Annotated in this window: 17 protein-coding genes; 7 read left to right on the top strand and 10 right to left on the bottom strand. The window is 65.1% G+C overall.

Annotated elements, in window-relative coordinates; translation table 11 throughout:
• Positions 1-252 precede the first annotated feature (252 nt).
• From ABE483_RS04195 to dnaA, 7 genes are all read right to left on the bottom strand, one after another.
• Positions 253-1,449, bottom strand: coding sequence for a tetratricopeptide repeat protein (locus tag ABE483_RS04195; protein ID WP_313211271.1), 1,197 nt, complete (start codon positions 1,447-1,449; stop codon positions 253-255).
• A 142-nt stretch (positions 1,450-1,591) separates the two neighbouring features.
• Positions 1,592-2,398: a M48 family metallopeptidase gene (locus ABE483_RS04200; RefSeq protein WP_346481166.1), complete on the bottom strand. Its 807-nt coding sequence runs from the start codon at positions 2,396-2,398 to the stop codon at positions 1,592-1,594.
• 72 nt (positions 2,399-2,470) lie between these two features.
• Entirely contained in the window at positions 2,471-3,322 is an 852-nt protein-coding gene (locus ABE483_RS04205; RefSeq protein WP_313211273.1) for a CPBP family intramembrane glutamic endopeptidase, read from the bottom strand.
• A gap of 73 nt (positions 3,323-3,395) precedes the next feature.
• Positions 3,396-5,855, bottom strand: a complete 2,460-nt coding sequence (gyrB, locus tag ABE483_RS04210; protein ID WP_313211274.1) for a DNA topoisomerase (ATP-hydrolyzing) subunit B — start codon at positions 5,853-5,855, stop codon at positions 3,396-3,398.
• Between the two features lie 113 nt (positions 5,856-5,968).
• The gene (gene recF / locus ABE483_RS04215) at positions 5,969-7,066 is read right to left on the bottom strand and encodes a DNA replication/repair protein RecF (RefSeq protein ID WP_346481167.1); all 1,098 of its coding nucleotides are present in this window, start codon (positions 7,064-7,066) and stop codon (positions 5,969-5,971) included.
• Between the two features lie 1,139 nt (positions 7,067-8,205).
• Positions 8,206-9,306 (bottom strand): DNA polymerase III subunit beta, encoded by a 1,101-nt coding sequence (gene dnaN / locus ABE483_RS04220; protein ID WP_019184048.1) that lies wholly within the window; start codon positions 9,304-9,306, stop codon positions 8,206-8,208.
• Between the two features lie 276 nt (positions 9,307-9,582).
• The gene (gene dnaA / locus ABE483_RS04225; protein ID WP_046272260.1) at positions 9,583-10,917 is read right to left on the bottom strand and encodes a chromosomal replication initiator protein DnaA; all 1,335 of its coding nucleotides are present in this window, start codon (positions 10,915-10,917) and stop codon (positions 9,583-9,585) included.
• A gap of 253 nt (positions 10,918-11,170) precedes the next feature.
• On the opposite strand from dnaA, the gene rpmH reads away from it, so the two are divergent.
• The 5 genes from rpmH to ABE483_RS04250 all read left to right on the top strand — a co-directional run bounded on the left by rpmH (position 11,171) and on the right by ABE483_RS04250 (position 16,146).
• Positions 11,171-11,311 (top strand): 50S ribosomal protein L34, encoded by a 141-nt coding sequence (gene rpmH / locus ABE483_RS04230; RefSeq protein WP_006404565.1) that lies wholly within the window; start codon positions 11,171-11,173, stop codon positions 11,309-11,311.
• Between the two features lie 5 nt (positions 11,312-11,316).
• The gene (gene rnpA / locus ABE483_RS04235; RefSeq protein WP_313211276.1) at positions 11,317-11,808 is read left to right on the top strand and encodes a ribonuclease P protein component; all 492 of its coding nucleotides are present in this window, start codon (positions 11,317-11,319) and stop codon (positions 11,806-11,808) included.
• Positions 11,808-13,505 (top strand): membrane protein insertase YidC, encoded by a 1,698-nt coding sequence (gene yidC / locus ABE483_RS04240; RefSeq protein ID WP_088435262.1) that lies wholly within the window; start codon positions 11,808-11,810, stop codon positions 13,503-13,505. The genes rnpA and yidC overlap by 1 nt, the downstream gene beginning before the upstream one ends.
• 108 nt (positions 13,506-13,613) lie before the next feature.
• Entirely contained in the window at positions 13,614-14,957 is a 1,344-nt protein-coding gene (mnmE, locus tag ABE483_RS04245; RefSeq protein WP_313219799.1) for a tRNA uridine-5-carboxymethylaminomethyl(34) synthesis GTPase MnmE, read from the top strand.
• 136 nt (positions 14,958-15,093) lie between these two features.
• Positions 15,094-16,146: a glycerophosphodiester phosphodiesterase gene (locus ABE483_RS04250; protein WP_346462820.1), complete on the top strand. Its 1,053-nt coding sequence runs from the start codon at positions 15,094-15,096 to the stop codon at positions 16,144-16,146.
• A gap of 113 nt (positions 16,147-16,259) precedes the next feature.
• Here ABE483_RS04250 and ABE483_RS04255 read toward each other — a convergent pair whose 3' ends face one another.
• Positions 16,260-17,042, bottom strand: coding sequence for a rhomboid family intramembrane serine protease (locus ABE483_RS04255; RefSeq protein WP_070474180.1), 783 nt, complete (start codon positions 17,040-17,042; stop codon positions 16,260-16,262).
• Positions 17,043-17,139: 97 nt separating this feature from the next.
• Positions 17,140-18,099: a TerC family protein gene (locus ABE483_RS04260; RefSeq protein WP_070474178.1), complete on the bottom strand. Its 960-nt coding sequence runs from the start codon at positions 18,097-18,099 to the stop codon at positions 17,140-17,142.
• Between the two features lie 414 nt (positions 18,100-18,513).
• Here ABE483_RS04260 and ABE483_RS04265 point away from each other — a divergent pair, with 414 nt between their 5' ends.
• Both ABE483_RS04265 and ABE483_RS04270 read left to right on the top strand, forming a co-directional pair.
• The gene (locus tag ABE483_RS04265; RefSeq protein ID WP_346481168.1) at positions 18,514-19,683 is read left to right on the top strand and encodes a class I SAM-dependent rRNA methyltransferase; all 1,170 of its coding nucleotides are present in this window, start codon (positions 18,514-18,516) and stop codon (positions 19,681-19,683) included.
• Between the two features lie 119 nt (positions 19,684-19,802).
• Positions 19,803-21,053, top strand: coding sequence for a dipeptidase (locus ABE483_RS04270; RefSeq protein ID WP_346462796.1), 1,251 nt, complete (start codon positions 19,803-19,805; stop codon positions 21,051-21,053).
• Positions 21,054-21,178: 125 nt separating this feature from the next.
• Here the strand turns inward: ABE483_RS04270 and ABE483_RS04275 are convergent, their stop codons facing one another.
• Positions 21,179-22,591, bottom strand: coding sequence for an amino acid permease (locus ABE483_RS04275; RefSeq protein ID WP_346462797.1), 1,413 nt, complete (start codon positions 22,589-22,591; stop codon positions 21,179-21,181).
• Positions 22,592-22,610: the final 19 nt, after the last annotated feature.

Raw genomic sequence — 22,610 nt, forward strand, 5'->3', positions numbered from 1 at the left:
CGGCGAGATGCAGTGCGATTACAAAAGCGATACCCACGATACGCGGCCAGGAGAGGCCGGTGTCATCGCGTTGTTCGTACCTGTGAACGACTAGTTGTTCCGTCATGCGCCAAGAGCTCATTAGTGGGGCCGGGATACCCGGGGACAGGTAGCCCATGATCAGCGGTGCATGACACCGCAGGAACCTCCAAGCTTATACCAATCCTGAGCGCCTGCGCATCACTTATGCAGGCGTTCAGGCGTTATTCCTACTTACTTCAGGTTGATGATTTTCTTGGCATCCGCCTGGTTCTTCACACCCTTCGCCAGCGCTTGCTGGGCGGCCTGCTTGGCCTCCGGAATGCGACCTTCCGAATGCAGCACGCGTGCCAGATTCAGGTAGGTCTCGCCATCCTTGGAAAGCGGGGCAGCCTTCTGCCACGCTTCGATCGCCTTGTCCGTCTGCTGCGGGTCGGAGTAGTAGTACGCCTGGGCCAGTGCCAGGTATACCTGATAATCCGGCTTCAGGATGTTTTTCTGCAAGCCATCATTGATAACGGCAATGACGTCCTTTTCTTTGTTCTCGCTGTTGGCGTAGATCGAGTACAGCTGCTTGTACTCCCGCTCGTCGGTCAGCTGGCCGGCGGCGTACAGCTTGGCCATGACAGCGCCAGCCTGGTCCATCTGGTCGGCCTGCATGTACATGCTGGCCAGGTTCAACTGCACCTTCTTGTCGTTCGGGTTCTTGGCCGCCAGCGCTTCGGCCTGCTTGACCGCTTCACCGGTCTGGCCGGCTTCGGCCATGGCAGCCATCAGCAACTGGTTCCAGTTGTCCTTCGGCTCGGGCGAGCCGGCGATGGCCTGCTGCAGCACCGGGATGGCCTCGGCGTAGCGCTCGGCCTGGTACAGCGCCTGGCCCTTGGCGATCAGCTCTTCGGGCTTGTTCGACTTGGTCTCGGCGAAGTACTTGTCCAGCGTCGCCAGGCCTTCGTTGATCTGGTCGTCCTGCAGCTGCAGCTGACCCAGCATCAGCATCGACTGGTAGTGGCCGTTGTTGTCCAGGCCACCGAGCTGCAGCACCTGCTCGAGGTACTTCTTGGCAGCGGCGACGTCATCAAGCTGGTAGGCCGCCTGCGAGGCGAGCTGCGCGGCGAGCGACTTGTCGTAGGCGTTGGCAGCGGGATTGGCCAGGATTTCGTCGGCCTGCGCGCGCGTCTCCGGGAACTTCTGGTCGTTGTAGCTGTCAATCATTTTCTGCAGCTTCGGACCGACCTTGGCCGAGGACTTCTGCTCCGGCTCCTGGCGGGTCGCCTGCGGGTAGAGCACTTCGGCCTTGGCCTGCTTCTTCCCGCCACGCGCGCCACGCTCCGACGAGCGGGCCTGGGCGAAGGCATCGGTGATCATGGCGCCACTTACAGCGGTCGCGATGAGGACGGAAAGGACGGCTTGCTTGTGGTTGCTGAAAATCATCTTTCACCTCGATCGAACCGCCGCAGCGGCATCAAAACGGACTGTCAGAAAAATCTGAGCCGCCAAACGTATCAGAAACTGATGGCGTGAGAAATCGTTTCCGATGCTGCAATACAGCATCTTTGACTCGTATCCGGACGCGTCAACCGCACTTTGGCCTGCGCCCGGCCGCCTGGGCTTGTTGGTATACACCACTCAGGGACGGCGCGTCTCGCTGAAGTTCACGGATACGGTTGGTAGGATCGGGGTGGGTGGACAGCCATTGGGGCGAGCGACCCCCACTGGCGGCCATCATGTTCTGCCACAGATCCACTGCCTGGGCGGGGTTGAAACCGGCCTCGGCCATCAGCCGCTGACCCACGATATCGGCCTCGCTTTCCTGCGTCCGCGAGCCGGGCAGCAGGAACGCGGCTTGGGCGCCGGCGCCGCCGAGCTGGCTGACCGTACTGGCCGCACCCTCACCGTAGGCCGCACCGGCAAGTGCCCCGAGCACCGACAGGCCGGTCTGCGCGCCCATCTGGCGGGTGATGCGCTCTTCGTGGTGGCGGGAGATGACGTGCCCGATCTCGTGACCGATCACCGCGGCCAGCTGATCCTGGTTTTTGGCGACCGTGAAGATGCCGGTATTGACCCCGACTTTGCCACCGGGCAGGGCGAACGCGTTGGGTTCCTTGTCGACCATCAACGCCGTCTCCCACCGTACGCCACGGTACTGTGGCGGCAACTGGGCGACCAGCGCATTGACCACGCACTGCACGTAGGCGGTCTGCTTCGGGTCCTTGCTGAGGGTTCCCTTGGACTTGGTCTCGGTGAACGCCTGCGCGCCCAGCTGGTCCAGTTCCGCCTGCGAAACACCGCCGACCATCTGGCGGCGGCCGGTGGGCGAGGTCGTGGTGGCGCACGCGCTCACCAGCATGGCAATGGCAATTCCCAACAGCACTGGTTTCATGTGCGATCCCCCGTGTTCATGTGCGCAGTGTGGAACGCGGCCACGTAAATTTTCGTCAAGCCGCGTGATCGATCAATGGAGGCCCAGAAACATCAGCGCGACCAGGGCAATGCCGTTGTTCAAGGCATGCGCGGCGATCGGCGCCCACAAGGTTCCGGTGCGTTGGTAGAGCCAGGCGAAGGCCGCGCCCATGCCGCCATAGACGAGCCATAGCTGTGCGATTTCCCACGGGCCGTTGGCACTGGTGCCGGGGATTTCATGTACCAGGGCGAACGCCAGGCTGCTCAGGACGATGCCCAACACCGGGCGACCGGCCTGCCACAGGCGACCGAACAGGACACGGCGGAACAGCAGCTCTTCATAGGCCGGCGCGAGCACCACGGCAAACAGCGCGAGGAACCAGGGGAAGCGCGTGATCGCCTGTTCCATCAGGGCCAGGTTGGTCGGCACCGGTTCGATGCCGCCCTGCTTGGCCAGCCATGCGATCAGATTGCTGCCGATGATCACACCGGTGGCGACCAGCAGCGTCCACCCCCATGTCGAGGGGCGGCGTGCCGCCTGGAAGGACAGCGTACGTTCGGCGGGCGTGGCCCGGCGACGGAAGAAATACAGCACCAGCGCGGCACCACCGGTGGCAACGAGCGCCATCAGGATCTGGGCCAGCGCCCCGGGTTGGCCCAATTGCTGGGCAAGACCGGCAACGGCCGAAGCATCCGCACCGTCGCGAGCGGCCTGGTAGCCAACGATCGCCCCGCGGTACAGCCCCCAGACCAAGCCGCTGATCAGGCTCAGCGACAGCAGCACCAGCACGCCAATGCCCAGGTCGATGAAGAAGCCCGCGAGCGGGGAACCCGGCTTGCGCGGCAATGACGGAACGGCAGGGGGCAGCGGAGGCGTCATGGACGCCGGGGGGGTAGCGGACATCGGATTCCTGGCATCGGGGGGCGATGGCCGGCCAGGGTGCAGGTCGCACCCGGCCGGCCCGTCCCCGATTGTGTCAGATATCCAGGTTGGCGACCTTCAGCGCGTTGTCTTCGATGAAGTCGCGGCGCGGCTCGACCACGTCGCCCATCAGCGTGCTGAAGATCTGGTCGGCGGCCACGGCATCCTCGATCCGCACCTGGAGCAGGCGGCGGGTGTCGGGATTGACCGTGGTGTCCCAGAGCTGCTCGGGATTCATTTCACCCAGACCCTTGAATCGCTGGATCTGGCGGCCCTTCTTGGCTTCATCCAGCAGCCAGTTGCGTGCTTCGGCGAAGCTGGCCACCTCGGCCGACTTTGCACCGCGGCTGATCTTGGCACCGGCGCGGACCAGGCCATGCAGCAGCAGCGAGGACTGGTGCAACGCACGCAGCTCGCCGGTCTCGAACGCGGCCAGCGGCAGCACCTGGATCATCTGCTCGCCCATGTGGCGACGCGTGACCAGCACGGCGGCCGGACGCTCGTCGGTGGGTTCCTGCAGTTCCAGCGTGTAGCGCGGGGAACCCAGGCTGCCCTGGTTGAGGCGGGTCGCCAGTGCGGCGAGGCCTTCGTCGGCGCCGGCCTTGCGCAGGTGCTCCAGATCCATCGGCGTGAAATCGATCAGTGCTTCGAGCACCTGGCGATCATAGCGATGGCCGTTGCGCGCAATGGTTTCCTGCGCCGAAGCATAGGAGAGCAACAGCTTCTCCAGCGCTACGCCTTCGATACCCGGCTCGCTTTCGGCCGGGATCAACGACGCGCTCTCCACCGCACTGCTGGCCAGATACGCGTCCAGCGCCGGATCATCCTTCAGGTACAGCTCCTGCTTGCCCTGCTTGATCTTGTACAGCGGGGGCAGGCCGATGTAGATATGGCCGCGCTCGATCAGCTCCGGCATCTGACGGTAGAAGAAGGTCAACAGCAGCGTACGGATATGCGCGCCGTCGACGTCGGCATCGGTCATGATGATGATGCGGTGGTAGCGCAGCTTGTCCGGGTTGTACTCGTCCCGGCCGATGCCGGTGCCCAGCGCGGTGATCAGCGTCCCGACCTGGTCCGAGGCGAGCATGCGGTCGAAGCGGGCACGTTCCACGTTGAGGATCTTGCCGCGCAGTGGCAGCACCGCCTGGTTCTTGCGGTTGCGGCCCTGCTTGGCCGAACCACCTGCCGAGTCACCCTCGACGATGAACAGTTCGGACAGCGCCGGATCCTTTTCCTGGCAGTCAGCCAGCTTGCCCGGCAGGCCGGCGATATCCAGCGCGCCCTTGCGACGGGTCAGATCGCGCGCCTTGCGGGCGGCCTCACGTGCACGCGCCGCGTCCACGATCTTGCCGGCGATCGCCTTGGCTTCGTTCGGGTTTTCCTGCAGGAATTCTTCCAGCCGCGCACCGAAGGCACTTTCCACGGCGGGGCGCACGTCCGAGCTGACCAGCTTTTCCTTGGTCTGGCTGGAGAAGCTCGGGTCAGGAACCTTCACCGACAGCACCGCGATCATGCCTTCGCGCATGTCATCGCCGGTCAGGTTGATCTTGGCCTGCTTGGCGATGCCGTTCTGCTCGATGTAGTTGTTGAGCACACGGGTCAGCGCGCCGCGGAAGCCGGCCAGATGGGTACCGCCGTCCTTCTGCGGAATGTTGTTGGTGAAGCAGTACATCGTTTCCTGATAGGAATCGGTCCACTGCAGCGCCACGTCCACGACGATGCCGTTGGATTCGCCGGTCACCGAGATCACGTTCGGGTGCAGCGGCGTCTTCAACTGCGCCAGATGCTCCACGAAGCTGCGGATGCCGCCTTCGTAATGGAAGTCGTCGCGGCGGCCATCGCCGCGCTCGTCGACCAGCACGATCTTGACGCCGGAATTGAGGAAGGACAGCTCGCGCAGGCGGCGGGCCAGGATGTCGTAGTGGAACTCCACGTTGTCGTGGAACGCCTTCACCGACGGCCAGAAGCGCAGGGTCGTACCGCGCTTGGTGCTGGCTTCGACCTGCTTCAGCGAATTGACGGCGGCACCGTCAGCGAATTCCTGCTGGTAGTGGAAGCCGCCCTGGTAGATATCCAGCAGCAGCTTCTGCGAGAGCGCGTTGACCACGCTGACACCCACGCCGTGCAGACCGCCAGAGACCTTGTAGCTGTTGTCATCGAACTTGCCGCCGGCATGCAGCACCGTCATCACGACTTCGGCTGCAGAGACTTCGCGATCGAGCTTCTTGCTCATCTGCTCGTGCTTGCCGGTCGGGATGCCGCGCCCGTTGTCCGACACCGAGACCGAGCCATCGGCGTGGATCATCACCGACACATGGTCGGCGTGGCCGGCCAAGGCTTCGTCGATGGAATTGTCGACGACCTCGAACACCATGTGGTGCAGACCGGTGCCGTCATGGACGTCGCCGATGTACATACCAGGACGCTTGCGGACAGCCTCGAGGCCTTCCAGGGCGGTGATGCTGTTGGCGTCGTAGTTGCCGCTGTTTGCGGGGATGTTCTGTTCTTCAGTCATTGCGCTTGCCGTAGGCTCCGCAGGTCGGTCCGCCGCCGTGAGGCGGGGCGCCGAGTAATAAGGGGTTGCAACAGCAATTATACCAGCCGGGCACTGTGGCCCCTGGGGGACCACTATGGCACAGGCAGGACCTGTCCATGTTCCACGTGGAACCGGGTGATATCTGTCGCGTCCACCAGCGCCGCCGGCACCTCGGTGGCGGTGATGAAGATCTGTGCCGGGCCGGCCTTGAGCCGTTCCAGCACCCGCGCCTGGTGATGGCGATCCAACTCGGACGACAGATCGTCCAGGGCGATCACCGGCCATTCGCCGCGCTGCTCGGCATAGTCCTCGGCCTGCGCCAGCAGGCAGGTGAGGGCGGTCAGCTTGGCTTGGCCGCGCGAGAGTGCATCCCGGCCCGGAATGGTCTCAAATCCGACGCTCCAGTCGGCCCGGTGCGGACCGACCGACGTATAGCCGGCCATGCGGTCACGTTCCCGGGCCAGCAGCAGGGCGTCGGAGAGCGAAACCTCCTGCTTGCGCCACCCTGGGCTCAAACTCAGCGACTGGATCCCCAGATTGGGCGCCAGTACGGCGGCCAGTTCCACGGTCCGTTCCTGTAGCCGTTCCAGGTAATGCTGGCGGCGGGTGGTCAGCGGTTCGCCGGCCTCGGCGAGCTCCCGGTCCCACGCATCGAGCGCGTTCGGGTGCCCTCCTTGCTTGAGCAGGGCATTGCGCTGTTTCAGGGCCCGCGAGTACCGCCGCCACAGACCCATGAAGTCTGGTTCCACGTGGAACAAACCCCAATCAAGGAACCGGCGACGCGGTTCGCCGCCGCCGCTGACCAAGGCATGGCTACCGGGCTCGAAGGTGACGACCGCCAGTGCGGCGCACAGCGTCCCGAGCTGACCGACGTCTTCCCCGTCCAGTCGGCCTTTCCATTCCTGGCCGCTGTGGCGAAGCCCGGCCTTGCGACGGGTCGGGGTGTTGGCACCTTCGCGCTGCTCATCCCATTCCACGAACACTTCCAGCGCCTCCCGGCCCTGGCGTACCAGGCCATCCCGGACACGGCCGCGAAAACTGCGCCCATACGCCATGACGTGCAGCGCCTCCAGGACACTGGTCTTGCCGGCGCCATTGTCACCGGTGATCAGGTTGATGCCCGGTTGCGGTGCCAGTTCGACGGTATCGAAGCGGCGAACCTGGTGCAGGGTCAAGCGGCGGATGTGCATGCGGACGATCAACGCCGCACGGGCGGCAGACGGGTAGGGGGAATCGATCAGCTTACTGCATTGCCCAGGTTCCACGTGGCCGGATGCTCCGCGCCGGTTGTCGACCTGACCATTCGCCGAGGGCGGAAGGAGCCCGTCGGTGCGTCGCGGTGTTCAGCGCGATGGCGGCTCGGTCTGCCATGCGTGCATTTCGGGTGCGCCAACGATCATCGGGCCAGACAAGCGCGATGTTCGCCGCCGACGTCAGCGCCGCGGCCAGCACCGCCACGTGAAACCTCCGTTTCCCGCCGCATGGCCAGCTGGAGGGGCCTGAATTTTTTCAAATCTGCGCCGTACGCAGCACTGAGGTACTGCAGATTTCAACGAATTCGCACCGTTTTTTGCCCGCCTTGCGAGCCAGGACGCGGCCGGTCCCCTGTTTTTTTTGAAATCTGGACGTGAGGTCGAATCGCCGAAGCGTAGAACCCGAGCAGCTCGCGCAGACCCAAACGAGACTGTCCACACCCGCTCTGTATGGCTTATGCACAGCCTATGGGCAATCTGTGGATAAAAAGGGCCTCTTGAACGGCCTCGAAAGATATCCACAGGATCACCCCCAGGCTCAGACCCTGTTTTACCGGGGGTTTCAGGCCTATATTCCTCTTTAAAACCAACCACTTAACCTACTTTTCAACCAAATCTGGCCCTACCACCACCACCAAGCTTTAGATTTATATACAGTTTTTAAAAGCATAGAGCTGTGATCCAGCGGCCAAAAAGCCGGGTACCGCAGCGCTTCGGAGCGGACGTGCAGTTGGCGCAGTTCGCTCGGCTGACGTATGCAGAATCGACACGCACGGCAGCCGTCCGTCGCCATTCGCTCTCTGGCCCCGTCCCGTGCCGCACCAACCGAAGGGCCGGAGCAAACGTGGTCACCACCTCGTGGGGCTCGTTGCCAAAGTCCCGCTCGCTGCGTGTCCTCCGGCTCGCGAGCGTTGCGGATGCGCCACAGGATCAGCCGAACGGTACGGCCACGCCACAAACGCACCGCGAAAAAAGAATGCTCCACGTGGAACATCGTTCTCTCGCCCAAAAAGAAACCCGGCAATGCCGGGCTTCTCAGAACCACTCGGTTCCACGTGGAACCTACACCTCGCAGGTCACAGACGCAGCGGCATCACCACGTGACGTGACTTCTCGCTGCTGGCCTCACGGACCAGGGCAGAGGAGTTCGAATCGCGTAGCTGGATCACGACGTGCTCGTCGCGCAGTGCGGACAACGCGTCCAGCAGGTAGTTCACGTTGAAGCCAATGGCCAGATCGCTGACCGTGGTATCGGCCTCGATCTCTTCCTGGGCTTCTTCCTGCTCCGGGTTGTGCGCGCTGATTTTCAGGTTGCCCGGCGAGACTTCCACGCGGATGCCGCGGTACTTCTCGTTGGACAGAATCGCAGCGCGCTGCAGCGAGGCACGCAGGGCTTCGCGATCCACCTTCACTTCGCGGTCGGCACCGATCGGAATCACAGCCTCGTAATCCGGGAACCGGCCGTCGATCAGCTTGGAGGTGAAGGTCACATCGTCGCGCTTGACGCGAACGTGGCTGCGGCCGACTTCCAGCTCGATCTCACGATCGCCGCTTTCCAGCAGACGCTGCAGCTCGGTCACGCCCTTGCGCGGCACGATGATCTGACGCTTGGCGCCGCTGGCTTTTTCCAGCTCGGTTTCGCACAGCGCCAGGCGGTGACCGTCGGTCGCCACGGTACGCAGGGCATCGCCACGCAGGTCGAACAGCAGGCCGTTGAGGTAGTACCGCACGTCCTGCTGGGCCATCGCGAACGCGGTGCGTTCGATCAGTTCCTTCAGGGTCGCTTCGCCGATGGCCACGCGTTCGGTCGCTTCGACTTCGTCGACAGACGGGAAGTCGTTGGCCGGCAGCGTTGCCAGGGTGAAGCGGCTGCGCCCGGCCTGCACGGTGATCTTGTCACCGGTCTGCGAGACGGTGATCCGGCTGCCGTCGGGCAGGGCGCGGATGATCTCGAACAGCTTGCGGGCGGGGATGGTGGTCTCGCCGTCCTGGGCATCTTCCACCGCGATCCGCGACACCATTTCCACTTCCAGGTCCGTACCCGTCAGCGAGAGCTGTCCGTTCTGGACCTGAACCAGGAAATTAGCCAGAACCGGCAGGGTCTGGCGGCGTTCGACCACGTTGACGACTTGTGCCAACGGCTTGAGAAAGGCTTCGCGCTGCAGTGTGAAACGCATGTGGTTCCGTGCCCCTATGCTTTAAAAAAATGTGGAATAAATCAAAAGCTTGGTGGTGCTGGTAGGGCCAGAATCGTGGGAAAACGCGACTAAGCCTTTGTAAACAATAGGGTTTTTGACCTCGAAACCCTCTGCATTACTAGCCCCCAAGGGGTGGGGAAAGGTGTGGATAACTTTACCGCCGAATCGAGCGGCTTTTTTATCCACAACCTATCCCGCGCTTACTACCGGATTCTGCACCGTTTTATGCGATGACGCCTTAGCGGCGTACATGCATCATTCGCTCAACTTCCGGATCAGCTTGTCCCAGTCTTCCCGCAACTTGCCGTCCGCTTCCATCAACGTCCGGATCTGCCGGCAGGCATGCAGCACCGTGGTGTGGTCCCGGCCGGCAAAGGCGTCGCCGATTTCCGGCAGGCTGTGCTCGGTCAGTTCCTTGGTCAGGGCCATGGCAACCTGACGGGGACGGGCCAGCGACCGGGTCCGACGCTTGGACAGCAGATCCTTGATCTGCAGCCCGTAGTAGTCGGCCACGGTTTTCTGGATGTTGGGAATGCTGATCGCCTGCTGCTGGGCGCGAAGCAGGTCGCGCAGGGTTTCCTGGGCGAAATCAGTGGTGATCGCACGGCCGGTGAAGTTGGCGCGTGCGGCCAGGGTATTCAACGCACCTTCGAGGTCGCGGACATTGGAGCGCATCTTCTTGGCAATCAGAAACGCCACATCGTCGGGGATATCGGTGCCACGCTCGCGGGCCTTGGCCAGCACGATCGCTGCACGCGTCTCGAAGTCCGGCGGCTCGATCGCCACCGACAGGCCCCAGGCCAGGCGCGACTTCAGCCGTGCTTCCAGGCCCTCGACTTCGCGCGGGTACCGGTCGCAGGTCAGGATGATCTGCTGCTTGCCGTCGAACAGGGCGTTGAACGTGTGGAAGAACTCTTCCTGGGTACGGTCCTTGCCGGCGAAGAACTGGATGTCATCGATCAGCAGCGCGTCCACCTGCTGGAACTGGCGCTTGAACTGGTCCATGGTTTTTTCCTGCAGCGCACGGATCATCGCGCTGAAGAACTGTTCCGAACGCAGGTACAGCACCTTGGCCGCCGGATTGGCCTGACGCATCGCATTGCCGGCCGCGAACATCAGGTGGGTCTTGCCCAGGCCGGTCCCGCCGTACAGCAGCAACGGGTTGTGGGCGCGGTCGCCCGGCTTCTGCGCCGCCTGGAACGCCGCGGCCAGACCCAGCTGGTTGCTGCGGCCTTCCACGAAGTTGGCGAAGGTGTAGTGCGAATCCATGTTGCCGGCGAACGGCACCAGCGGTTCGGCCGGCGCCGCCGGTGCGGACAGGCCCGGAATCGGCGCGATCTGCGCCTCTACCGGACGCGGACGCGAGCCGATTTCAAGAAAAACGTCGCCGAAACCGGCGAAGTGCGCCAGCAGCTCCTTGATGCGCGGCAGATACAGCTCGCGCACCTGGTCGACGATGAAGGCGTTTGGCGCATAAAGCACCAGGCTGTCCGCGCGCAGATCTGCCTGCAGCGGCTTCAACCAGGTGTGAACATCCTCGGGCGGAAACTCCGCTTCGAGGCGTTCGAGAGAACGAGACCAGGCATCCATCGGCAATAATCGTCTGGGGCCAGCGGATAGGCGAACAAAAGCGCCGCACCGCAGGCCGGAAGGGGGGAAGAATGGATGGCGCAGACTACCACCGACGAGGGGGGCCGGGAATGGTTGTCCCAAAGTTATTCACAAAACGATCCACAGCTATTGCACAGCCCGGTGAATTCCCGTAGTGACAGACACTTGACGGGACCTCGATGAGGTCTATAGAATTTCCGGTTCTTTCCGTCCCCTTCATATAGAGGCCCGCATGGCCACCAAGCGCACTTTCCAACCCAGCAACCTCAAGCGTAAGCGCGACCATGGCTTCCGTGCCCGTATGAAGACCGCTGACGGCCGCAAGATCCTGTCGCGTCGCCGCGCCAAGGGCCGTAAAGTCCTGAGCGCTTGATTGCAATGCCGCTTTCCGCGGCAGACGCAATCCTGACTGTGAGCAGTTCCGACCCGCGCAAGCGATTTCCTCGCTCTGCGCGGGTTCGTACGCGTGCCGAATATACAACGGTCTTCAACGGCGCCCGCCGTGTGTCCGATCCGCTGATGACCCTGCACTGGCTGAAGAGCGATACGCCAGCCAGGTTGGGTCTTGCGGTGTCGCGCAAAGTCGATCCCCGAGCCGTGGGTCGCAACCGAGTGAAGCGTGTGTTGCGCGATGCCACACGCCACGTACGGCCGTGGATGAGTGCCGGCGATTACGTCGTCGTTGCCCGCAGTGCCGCCCGTACCGCCAGCAATTCAGAACTCCGCCAGGCCTTTGAACGCCTGTTGCGCCGCCTTGGCGCATTGCCCATGCCGGGCGCGGACGGCACAATGCCGCCGCCCCTGGGCGTTGCACCCCTTTCCCAGTCCGAGCCGGCATTGCGTGCCGGCCCCGTCGAGCCTGCACGCTGATGAACCAGACCCGCGTTTTCCTGATTTTTGCCTGGCTGATGGTGGCCGTGTTGCTGTGGATGGAGTGGGGCCGCGATAAAGCCGCGCCGCCGACCCCGGCCGTGGCCACCCAGACTACCCAGGCCAGCGTGCCCGGTGCGGCTGCCGGCAGCATCCCCGGTGCGCCCGTGCCCCAGGCGGACGGTTCCCTGCCGGCGGCACAGCCGGCCGCACAGACCGAGGCCGGTCCGGCCCGCGTGACCATCACCACCGACGTCCTGCGTCTGGTGCTGGACGGTGGCACGGTGCTGGATGCCGAGCTGCTGCAGTTCCCGCAGACCAAGGAAGAAGGCAGCCCGCCGGTCCGCCTGCTGACCGAAGAAGCGACCCACCCGTACCGCGCGGTGAGTGGCTGGATCAGCGAAGACAAGACCATGCCGGTGCCGGCCGCCAACGGCTTCAAGCTGGTCGGCGACAACCACGACTTCGTGCTGGCCAAGGGCCAGGACGAGGTCACGGTGCCTTTCGAATGGACCGGCCCGAACGGCGTGACCATCCGCCGCACCTACTCGCTGGGTCGCAACGAGTACGCGATCACGGTCAAGGATGAAGTGGTCAACGGTGGCAGCGCCCCGTGGAGCGGCTACGTGTTCCGCACCCTGGACCGCACCCCGACCATCCTCTCGCGCAGCATGACCAACCCGGACTCGTTCAGCTTCAACGGCGCGACCTGGTTCAGCCCGCAGGACGGTTACGAGCGTCGCGCGTTCAAGGATTACCTGGACGACGGCCACCTCAACCGCACCATCACCGGCGGCTGGCTGGCGATGCTGCAGCACCACTTCTTCACCGCGTGGATTCCGCAGGCCGACCAGGCCGCGCAGTACTCGCTGGCGCAGAACAACGGCCGCGACCAGATCGAAGCGCGTGGCCCGGCCTTCACCGTGGCCCCGGGCCAGCAGGTCAGCACCGAAGCCCGTCTGTGGGTCGGCCCGAAGCTGGTCAACCTGATCGCCAAGGAAGACGTGAAGGGCCTGGACCGCGTGGTCGACTACAGCCGCTTCTCGCTGATGGCGATCATCGGCCAGGGCCTGTTCTGGGTCCTCAACCAGGTCCACAAGGTCGTCAACAACTGGGGCTGGGCGATCGTCGGCCTGGTGGTGCTGCTGAAGCTGGTGCTGTATCCGCTCTCGGCCGTGCAGTACAAGTCCGGCGCCAAGATGCGTCGCTTCCAGCCGCGCATCGCGCAGCTCAAGGAACGCTATGGCGATGACCGCCAGAAGTTCCAGACCGCGATGATGGAGCTGTACAAGAAAGAGAAGATCAACCCGATGGGCGGCTGTCTGCCGATCCTCATCCAGATGCCGATCTTCTTCGCGCTGTACTGGGTGCTGGTGGAATCGGTGGAACTGCGCCAGGCCCCGTGGCTGGGCTGGATCCAGGATCTGACCGCACGTGACCCGTACTTCATCCTGCCGGTGATCAACGTGGCGGTGATGTGGGCCACCCAGAAGCTGACCCCGGCACCGGGCATGGACCCGATGCAGGCCAAGATGATGCAGCTGATGCCGCTGGTGTTCGGCGTCATGATGGCCTTCATGCCGTCCGGTCTGGTGCTGTACTGGGTCGTCAACGGTGGCCTGGGCCTGCTCCAGCAGTGGTGGATGACCAAGCGTCATGGCAGCGATCCGCTGCCGGTCGTCACCGCCAAGAAGTAAGCCACACAGGAGACCCGCCGCAAGGCGGGTTTCCTGCATCTGCGGTCCGGCCAACCGTGCGGTCCGTAGAATGCCCCCTGATTCCCCGCACCCTGCAGTGAGCCCGACATGACCCATGCCCCCGACACCATCGTGGCCATCGCCACCGCGCCCGGCGCTGGCGGCGTCGGCATGCTGCGGCTGTCCGGCCCACAGGCGCGGCCCATCGCCGAGGCGATCGGCGTGCGCGCGATGCAGCCACGGCATGCGCACTACGCGCGCTTCCGCGATGCGGGCGACGAGGTGATCGACGACGGCATCGCGCTGTGGTTCCCGGCGCCGAACAGCTTCACCGGCGAAGAGGTGGTGGAACTGCAGGGGCACGGCAGCCCGGTGGTGCTGCAGCAGCTGGTCGCGCGCTGCATTGCCTTGGGCGCACGCCAGGCACGACCCGGTGAGTTCAGCGAGCGCGCCTTCCTCAACGGCAAGCTCGACCTGGCCCAGGCCGAGGCGATCGCCGACCTGATCGCTGCCAGCGATACCCGCGCAGCGCGCGCGGCGCGCCGCTCGCTGGACGGCGTGTTCTCGCGCCGTGTGGACGAGGTCGCAGAACAGCTTGTTCTGCTGCGGATCCACGTGGAGGCGGCAATCGATTTCGCCGACGAACCGCTCGATACCCTCGGCGGGGCGCAGGTGCGCAGTGGCCTGGTCACCGCCCTGCAGGCGTTGATCCGGCTCCGCGAGGATGCCGAACGCGGCCGCAAACTGCGCGACGGCCTGCACGCCGTGCTGGTCGGGCCGCCGAACGCCGGCAAGAGTTCGTTGCTCAATGCGCTGGCCGGCAGTGAACGGGCGATCGTCACCGACATCGCCGGGACCACCCGCGACACCCTGCGCGAGACCATCCGCATCGACGGTCTTGAGCTCACGCTGGTCGACACCGCCGGCCTGCGCGACGGCGGCGACGCGATCGAGCGCGAAGGCATGCGCCGGGCGCGCGTGGAGATGCAGCGCACCGACCTGGCCATCGTGGTGGTCGATGCACGCGATCCGCAGGCCGGCCGCGACGCGGTGGGCGACAGCATCGACGATGTGCCGCAGCAGCTGTGGATCCACAACAAGAGCGATCTGCTGGCCGCGATGCCGTCCGACGCTCGTGCAGACGTGGTGCATGTCTCGGCCGCGACCGGCCTCGGCCTGGATCAGCTGCACGCACGCCTGCGCGCGCTGGCCAGCGGCAGTGCCGGCGACAGCGTAGACGGTGAGTTCTCCGCGCGCGCCCGCCACGTCGAGGCGATCAGCCAGGCCATCGGCCATGCCGAGCGCGCCGAATCGGAGCTGGTCCACGAGCATCTGGAGCTGGCGGCGGAGGAACTGCGCCTGGCCCATGAGGCGCTGGGCGAGATCACCGGGCGGATGAGCGCCGATGACCTGCTGGGGCGGATTTTCTCGAGCTTCTGTATCGGGAAGTAGGCACGCGGCCTTTCTTCGCGCTGTCACAGCCTTGCAGCAGACTGACCGGGTTCTTTATCGACAGGGGTTTGCAGTGTCCAAGCAGTTGTGGGGAGGTGTGTTGCTGGTGTCGCTGGCCGTGGCACCATCGGTGGCCATGAGCGCTGAATCTTCTTCCTCCACGCCGGCCAGGGCCGCCGTCTACGGCCACCGCGGCGCCAGTGCGCTGCTGCCCGAGCACACGCTCGCCGCGTACGCGCAGGCCATCGCCGATGGCGCCGACTATATCGAGCCGGACCTGGTGATGACCAAGGACGGCGTGCTGGTATCGCGGCACGAGAACGAGATCGGCGGCACCACTGATGTGGCCGCGCACCCCGAGTTCGCCAGCCGCAAGACCGTCAAGACCATCGACGGCGAGCGCATCGAAGGCTGGTTCACCGAAGACTTCAGCCTGGCCGAACTGAAGACGCTGTACGCCCGCGAGCGCCTGCCGCAGCTGCGCAGCACCGCGTTCGACGGCCAGTTCCGCATCGCCACGCTGGACGAAATCATCGCCTTCCTGGTGCAGCAGGCCGGCCGCGCCAACCGCGGCATCGGGCTGGTGCCCGAGATCAAACACGGCACCTACTTCAAGGGCATCGGCCTGCCGATGGAAGACAAGGTGCTGGCCACGCTGCAGGGCAACGCCTATACCCGCGTGGCGCCGGTGACGATCCAGTCCTTCGAGGTCGGCAACCTGCGTTACCTGCGCGGCAAGCTCGGCCGCGACAGCAATATCCGCCTGCTGCAGCTGCTCGGCGATCCCAAGCAGCAGCCCGGTGATGTACTCGCGGCCAAGGGCAGCCAGCGCTATGCCGACCTGATCACCCCGGCCGGGCTGCGCGACGTGGCCACCTATGCCGACGGCATCGGCCCAAGCCTGCGCATGGTCATTCCGCTGGACGCGCAGGGGAAGCTCGGCACCCCGACCTCCCTGGTGCGTGATGCGCATGCGGCCGGCTTGATGGTGGTGCCGTATACGTTCCGGCCGGAAAACTACTTCCAGGCCGCGGAGTTCCGCAGCGGCGAGCCGAATGCCCGCAACGCGGAAGGTTCGGTCGCCGAGATGCGGGCCTATCTGGCCACCGGCATCGATGCCTTCTTCACCGATGACCCGGCGCTGGGCAGGCGTGCGGTGGATGGGGATGGCGCACCGGCGAGCCGGTAGGTACCGACCGTTGGTCGGTACGATCGTGATCGGCGCGATATCGGAATGTCCGGCGCACGGCAGCCACGCATGGCGTGGCTCTACCCCGGCATGCCATCAGATGGCGTCGCCGGTCAATCCAGCGATGACCCTTCATCGCGCCGCCGGAACGGCAGCACCACGAAGTCGCGGCCCTCGCGCGGTTGCCACAGCACCGGCACGCGGGTCGGGGAGGGCGGCTCCAGATCGGCGTCGCGCGCTGCCTCGATGTCGTCCTCTTCCTCATCCTCCCAGCTGTAGCGTTTGCGCGGCGCCATCGGGTCGGAGAGGCGGAACAGCAGCGCGCTGATGATGCCGGCGAAGGCACCGCCCATATGCGATTGCCAGGACACGCCCGGCTCGTGCGGCAGGATGGTCAGCAGCATGCTGCCGTAGAACAGGAAGGCGATCAGCCCGGCAGCGATCGCTGGCCGGTCGCGGCGCAGCAGGCCGAGCACGAACACCAGGAACATCAGGCCGTGGGTGATGCCACTGGCGCCCAGATGGCGGCTGCCCAGATCGCCGAGCAACCAGGCACCCAGGCCCGAGCCGAGCCACAGCAGGGGCAGCGCGCGCAGCGTTGCTTTGGGATACACGCTGCCGGCCAGGGTGCCGAGGATCAGCAGGGCTGCCGCGTTGGCACCCAGATGCTGGATCGAGCCGTGCAGCAGCGGTGCACCGAGAATGCCGAGCAGGCCGGCCTTGTCCAGCGGGGCCACGGCCCACGGACGCCAGTCGAAGTGGCCCTGGGCGGTATACACCGCGACCAGCAGCACCACGAAGGCCAGGCTCAGGTTGAACGCCCGCAGTACACCACCACGGTCGTTGCGGGACGGAACCGGCGGCGCGCCGGTGGGCTGGGGCAGGTTGGCGTTCATACCCTTAGGGATGGCGTCGCCCCGGATGAACACAAGGGCAACGTCGTGGGAGAGAGAGGTACCGCCTGCGGGACAATCCCGCAGGCGGCACGGTCGGTCAGGCGTGGCCGCCTTCTTTCGGCGGGTTCTTCAGGCTCAACACCACGGTCGCGGCGATGATCACCGCCACCACGCCCAGCGAGATCGGGGTGGGGATCTTGAAGAGGTCGATCAGCATCATCTTGATGCCGATGAAGGCCAGCACCAGGGCCAGGCCGTACGGCAACAGGTGGAAGCGATCGGCCATGCCGGCCAGCAGGAAGAACATCGCGCGCAGGCCCAGCACCGCGAAGACGTTGGAGGTCAGCACGATGAACGGGTCGGTGGTGATGGCAAAGATCGCCGGGATGCTGTCCACCGCGAAGATCACGTCGGTGACCGCGATCAGGATCAGCACCACGAACAGCGGCGTGAACCAGCGCTTGCCATCGCGCATGACGCTCATGGCGTTGCCGGCATAGTCGGGCAGCAGGCGCAGGTGCTTGCGCATCCAGCGCAGGGCGGGGTTGGTCTCAAGATCCGGCTCGCTGCCGGCCGAGAACCACATCTTCCAGCCGGTGAAGAGCAGGAACGCGCCGAACACGTAGAGCAGCCAGTGGAACTTGGTCAGCAGCACGCTGCCGGCGAAGATCATGATCGTACGCAGCACGATCGCGCCCAGGATGCCGATGATCAATACCTTCTGACGCTGTTCCTCGGGCACTGCGAAGTAGCCCATGATCATCAGGAACACGAAGATGTTGTCCACCGCCAGGGCTTTCTCGACCAGGTAACCGGTCAGGAACTCCAGGCCGACCTTGTTGGCCACCACCTGGCCGGCAGTCTCGTTCAGGTAATACCAGAGGCCACCGTTGAAGGCCAGGGCCAGGGCGACCCAGCCGATGGACCACCACAGGGCCTCCTTGAAGGTGACCTTGTGGGGGCCGCCGTGTCGCATCAAGACGAGGTCGACCAGCAGCGCGATGATCACCACCGCGCCGAAGCCGCCCCACAACCACACATTACCGATCGTCTGCATTGGGTTTATCCGTTGGAAAAATAGATTGCCTCAAGCCGGATGGCGAGGATCTGCAACGGAGGATCGGGGGGATCCAGGGACAGAGCTTCGCCATACGGCGAAGGTCTCGCTCGCAGTCCCGATGGGTGGGACTGCCGTTGCACCGGAGCCTGCGGGCTCGAATTGACGGCGACAACGTCTGGGAGCTACTCCCCTTCTGGGGCCGATTCTGCGGGGTGCCGGGGCCGGCGTCAAATCCTTTCCATGCCCCTGTGCGGCTGAACGAAACGCCCCAACCGGTAGTGACGGCCGCTGGCCATCAACCACGTAGCGGCCGGGTTTAGCGCGCTGACGGCCAGCGGCCGTCACTACCAGAGCGCCAGCGGCGTCGCTCCCAGCGCCGAGGGCTGCAGGCTTCCCGTTTACAATACGCCCATGAATACCCCTGCCCCCGTTGTCCGCCTCAAGAACGCCTGGCGCTCCAGCCACCCGTGGATCTTCCAGAAACTGGTCGAAAAGCCGGCCGTCCGTCCCAAACCCGGTGCCATCGTCGACGTCGTCGGCGTGGACGGAGAGTGGATCGGGCGTGGCTTCTACAACGGTCATTCGCGCATTGCCGTGCGCATCCTGGAGACCGATCAGGGCATCCCGGTCGACGCCGGCTGGTTCTCGCGCAAGATCGCCCAGGCGGTGTCGCTGCGCCGTGAGGTGCTCAAGCTGGACGAGATCTCCGATGCCTGGCGCGTGGTCCACAGCGAAGGTGACGGTCTGTCCGGCCTGGTCGTGGATCGCTATGGCGACCTGATCGTGGTCGAATTCTTCGCCGCCGGCATGTTCCGCCACCGCGAGTGGGTGTATGAAGCCCTGCGCGAACAATTCCCGGGCTGCCGTTTCCACAGCTTCGCCGACGAACACGTGCAGAAGCAGGAAAGCTTCGACTTCCACGGCAACACCACCACCGAAGCCTCGGTGATCACCGAGTACGGCGTGAAGTTCCGCGCCGACCCGGCCGGTGCGCACAAGACCGGCTTCTTCGCCGATCAGCGTGAGAACCGCCAATGGCTGAGCCAGCAGGTGGAAGGCAAGACCGTGCTGGACCTGTGCTGCAACACCGGTGGCTTTGCGGTGTACGCCGCCGCGCGCGGCGCGGCCGAGGTGGTCGGCATCGACATCGATGAAGACGTTATCGCCATCGCCAAGGGCAACGCCAAGCTCAACAACGTGCGCCCGAAGTTCATCCAGTCCGACATCTTCCCGTGGCTGCGCGATGCTTCCAACCGCGGCGAGCAGTTCGACGTGGTGATCCTGGACCCGGCCAAGATGACCCGCGACCGCGACCAGGTCATCACCGCGCTGAAGAAGTATCTGGACATGAACAAGCTGGCGCTGGGGGTGGTCAAGCCCGGTGGCCTGCTCGCCACGTTCTCGTGCACCGGCCTGGTGGCCGAAGATCAGTTCCTGGACATGCTGCGCCGCGCCGCCTTCTACGCCGGCCGCACCATCCAGATCCTGAAGGTGGCCGGCGCCGGTCCGGATCACCCGTTCATGGCCCACGTGCAGGAATCGCGGTATCTCAAGGCGGTGTTCTGCCGCGTGGTGGATTGAGGTCTGACCGGGCCAGACCCGTTGAACCCGGGACCGTAGAGCCACGCCATGCGTGGCTTCGCGGGCCAGATCAAGCCCAGCCACGCATGGCGTGGCTCTACAACCCAAGGTGAGGCGTCATGACGTTGCGCAGTCTGTCTTTGCTGGTCTCGCTGGCGTTGTGCACGCCACTGGCCGCCCACGCGGTCGACTTCACCCCGCAGGAACTGGCCAGGGCGTCCACGCTGCAGCAGCGGCTGCTGACCCTGGACAGCCATCTGGATACGCCGGCCAACTTCCACCGCGCCGGCTTCGACATCACCCAGCGGCACGACCACAACGCACTGTCGCAGGTGGACTACCCGCGCATGGTCGAAGGCGCGCTCGACGGCGGCTTCTGGGCGATCTACACCGATCAGGGCGACCGCAGCGCGCAGGCGCACCAGCATGACCGCGATGCCGGCCTGCTGCGGCTGACCGAGATCCGCGAGATGCTCGCCGCGCATCCGGACACCTTCCAGCTCGCGCTGACCGCCGCCGATGCCGCGCGCATCAAGGCCGCCGGCAAGCGCGTGGTCTACATCAGCATGGAGAACGCCAGCCCGCTGGTCGACGATCCCACGCTGCTCAGCTACTACCACCTGGCCGGCCTGCGCCTGCTCAGCACGGTGCATTTCGCCAACAACGAGTTCGCCGATTCGGCCACCGATCCCAAGGGCGCCGAGTGGAAGGGCCTGAGTCCGGCCGGCAAGGCGCTGGTGGATGAAGCGGTGCGGCTGGGCATCGTGATCGATCAGTCGCATGCCGCCGATGCGGTGTTCGATGATCTGATCGAGCGCATGCCGGTGCCGTTCGTGCTCTCGCACAGCTCGGCCAAGGCGATCTACAACCATCCGCGCAACCTCGACGATGCGCGTCTGAAGCGGCTGGCCAAGGCCGGCGGCGTGATCCAGGTCAACGCCTATGGTGGTTATCTGATCGACACCGCCAAGAGTGAGGCGCGCAAGGCGGCCGAGACGGCGCTGATGGCGCAGCTGGGCACCGATTACGACGGCATGAGCATCCAGCAGGGTGTCGCGCTGAAGAAGGGATTGGAGGAAATCGACCAGCGCATTCCGCTGCGCAAGGCCACGCTCGACGATTTCTTCGCGCATTTCGAGCACATCCTCACGGTGGTCGGCCCCGAACACGTGGGCATCGGGCTGGACTGGGATGGCGGCGGCGGCCTGGCCGATCTGCCCGACGTGAGCCAGCTGCCGAAGATCACCGCGTGGCTGCTGCGCAAGGGCTACAGCGAGAAACAGATCGCCGGTATCTGGGGCGGCAACCTGCTGCGCGTCATGCAGCAGGCGCAGGATCACGCGGCCAAGGTCGCCGCCGCCAAACCCTGAAGCCAGTGGCGCGTCGCGCGCTGCGCGGCAGGGTGGTGTCACCGGTGCCAACAACGAAAAAGGCAGGCCCTGGGCCTGCCTTCTTCACCCCCGCTCATCGCCGGCCCGGTGGCCGGCGCGATAGCTCAGCGTTTGCCCAGCACCGCATTGCGACGCCCGTAGGCGAAGTAGGCGATCAGGCCCAGAACGTTCCACGCCAGGAAGTACAACTGCGTGGTGCTCGGCAGGCTGAAGAACAGGTACACACAGCCGATCACCGCCAGCGGGCCGACCACGTACGCCAGCGGCGTGCGGAACTTGCGCACGCGGTTCGGCTCGCGCTTGCGCAGCACCACCAGGCACAGGCCCACCGCGGTGAACGCGGCCAGCGTGCCGGCGTTGGCCAGCGCGGCGATCTCGTCCAGACGTGCCACGCCGGCCAGCGCGGCCACCAGCACCGCGGTGAACAGCGTGGTGGCGACCGGCGTGCCGGTGCGCGCGCTGACCTTGGAAAGACCGCGCGGCAGCAGGCCATCGCGCGACATGACGAAGAAGATGCGGCTCTGGCCGTACAGGAAGGCCAGCAGCACGGTCGGCAGCGCGATCACGGCGGCAGCGCCGATCCACTTGGCCGCACCCGGGCTGCCCAGCTCGCGCAGGATCAGCGCCAGCGGCTCGGCGCTCTGGCCGAAGATCGTGTAGCTCATCGCACCCACGGCGGCCAGCGCCACCAGCACGTAGATGATGGTGCAACCGACCATCGAGCCGATGATGCCGATCGCCAGGTCGCGCTCGGGCTTCTTGGTTTCTTCAGCGGCGGTGGAGATCGCATCGAAGCCGTAGAACGCGAAGAAGATGATCGCGGCGGCCGCCATCACCCCGCGTTCCACGCCATCGGCGCCCAGCGACTTGACGAAGCCGAACGGCATGAACGGCTCCATGTGGCTGGTATCGAAGTGCGGCAGGGCGATCGCCACGAACACGGTCAGCGCGATGATCTTGATCACCACCAGGACTGCGTTGAGGGTCGCGCTTTCCTTGGTGCCGGCCATCAGCATGCCGGCCACCAGGAAGGTGATCAGCACCGCCGGCAGGTTGATGAAGCCGCCTTCCACGTGGGGGCCGGCGGTCAGCATCAAGGGCAGGTCGATCCCGAAGCCGTGCAGGAAGCCGACCGCGTAGCCGGACCACCCGACCGCGACCGTGCTCACCACCAGCGAGTACTCCAGGATCAGGCTCCAGCCGACCACCCAGGCCACCACCTCGCCCAGGGCGGTGTAGCTGTAGGTGTAGGCGCTGCCAGCGGCCGGCATCATCGTCGACAGCTCGGCATAGGACAGGGCCGCGCAGGCGCAGACCGCGCCGGCGATGGCGAAGGAAATCAGCACCGCGGGGCCGGCCAGGTTCGCGCCGACACCGATCAGGGTGTAGATGCCGGTGCCGACGATGGCGCCGATGCCCAGCGCGATCAGGTGCGGCCAACTCAGGGTCGGGATCAGTTGCCTGCCGGCTTCATGGACGGTGACAGTGTCTAGGGACTTGCGCCGGAGCAATGACATGGGGCCTCGCGGTGGATGA

Origin of the sequence: Stenotrophomonas sp. TWI602 (genome assembly GCF_039674045.1) — a bacterium.
In the GTDB taxonomy this organism is placed as follows: Bacteria; Pseudomonadota; Gammaproteobacteria; order Xanthomonadales; family Xanthomonadaceae; genus Stenotrophomonas.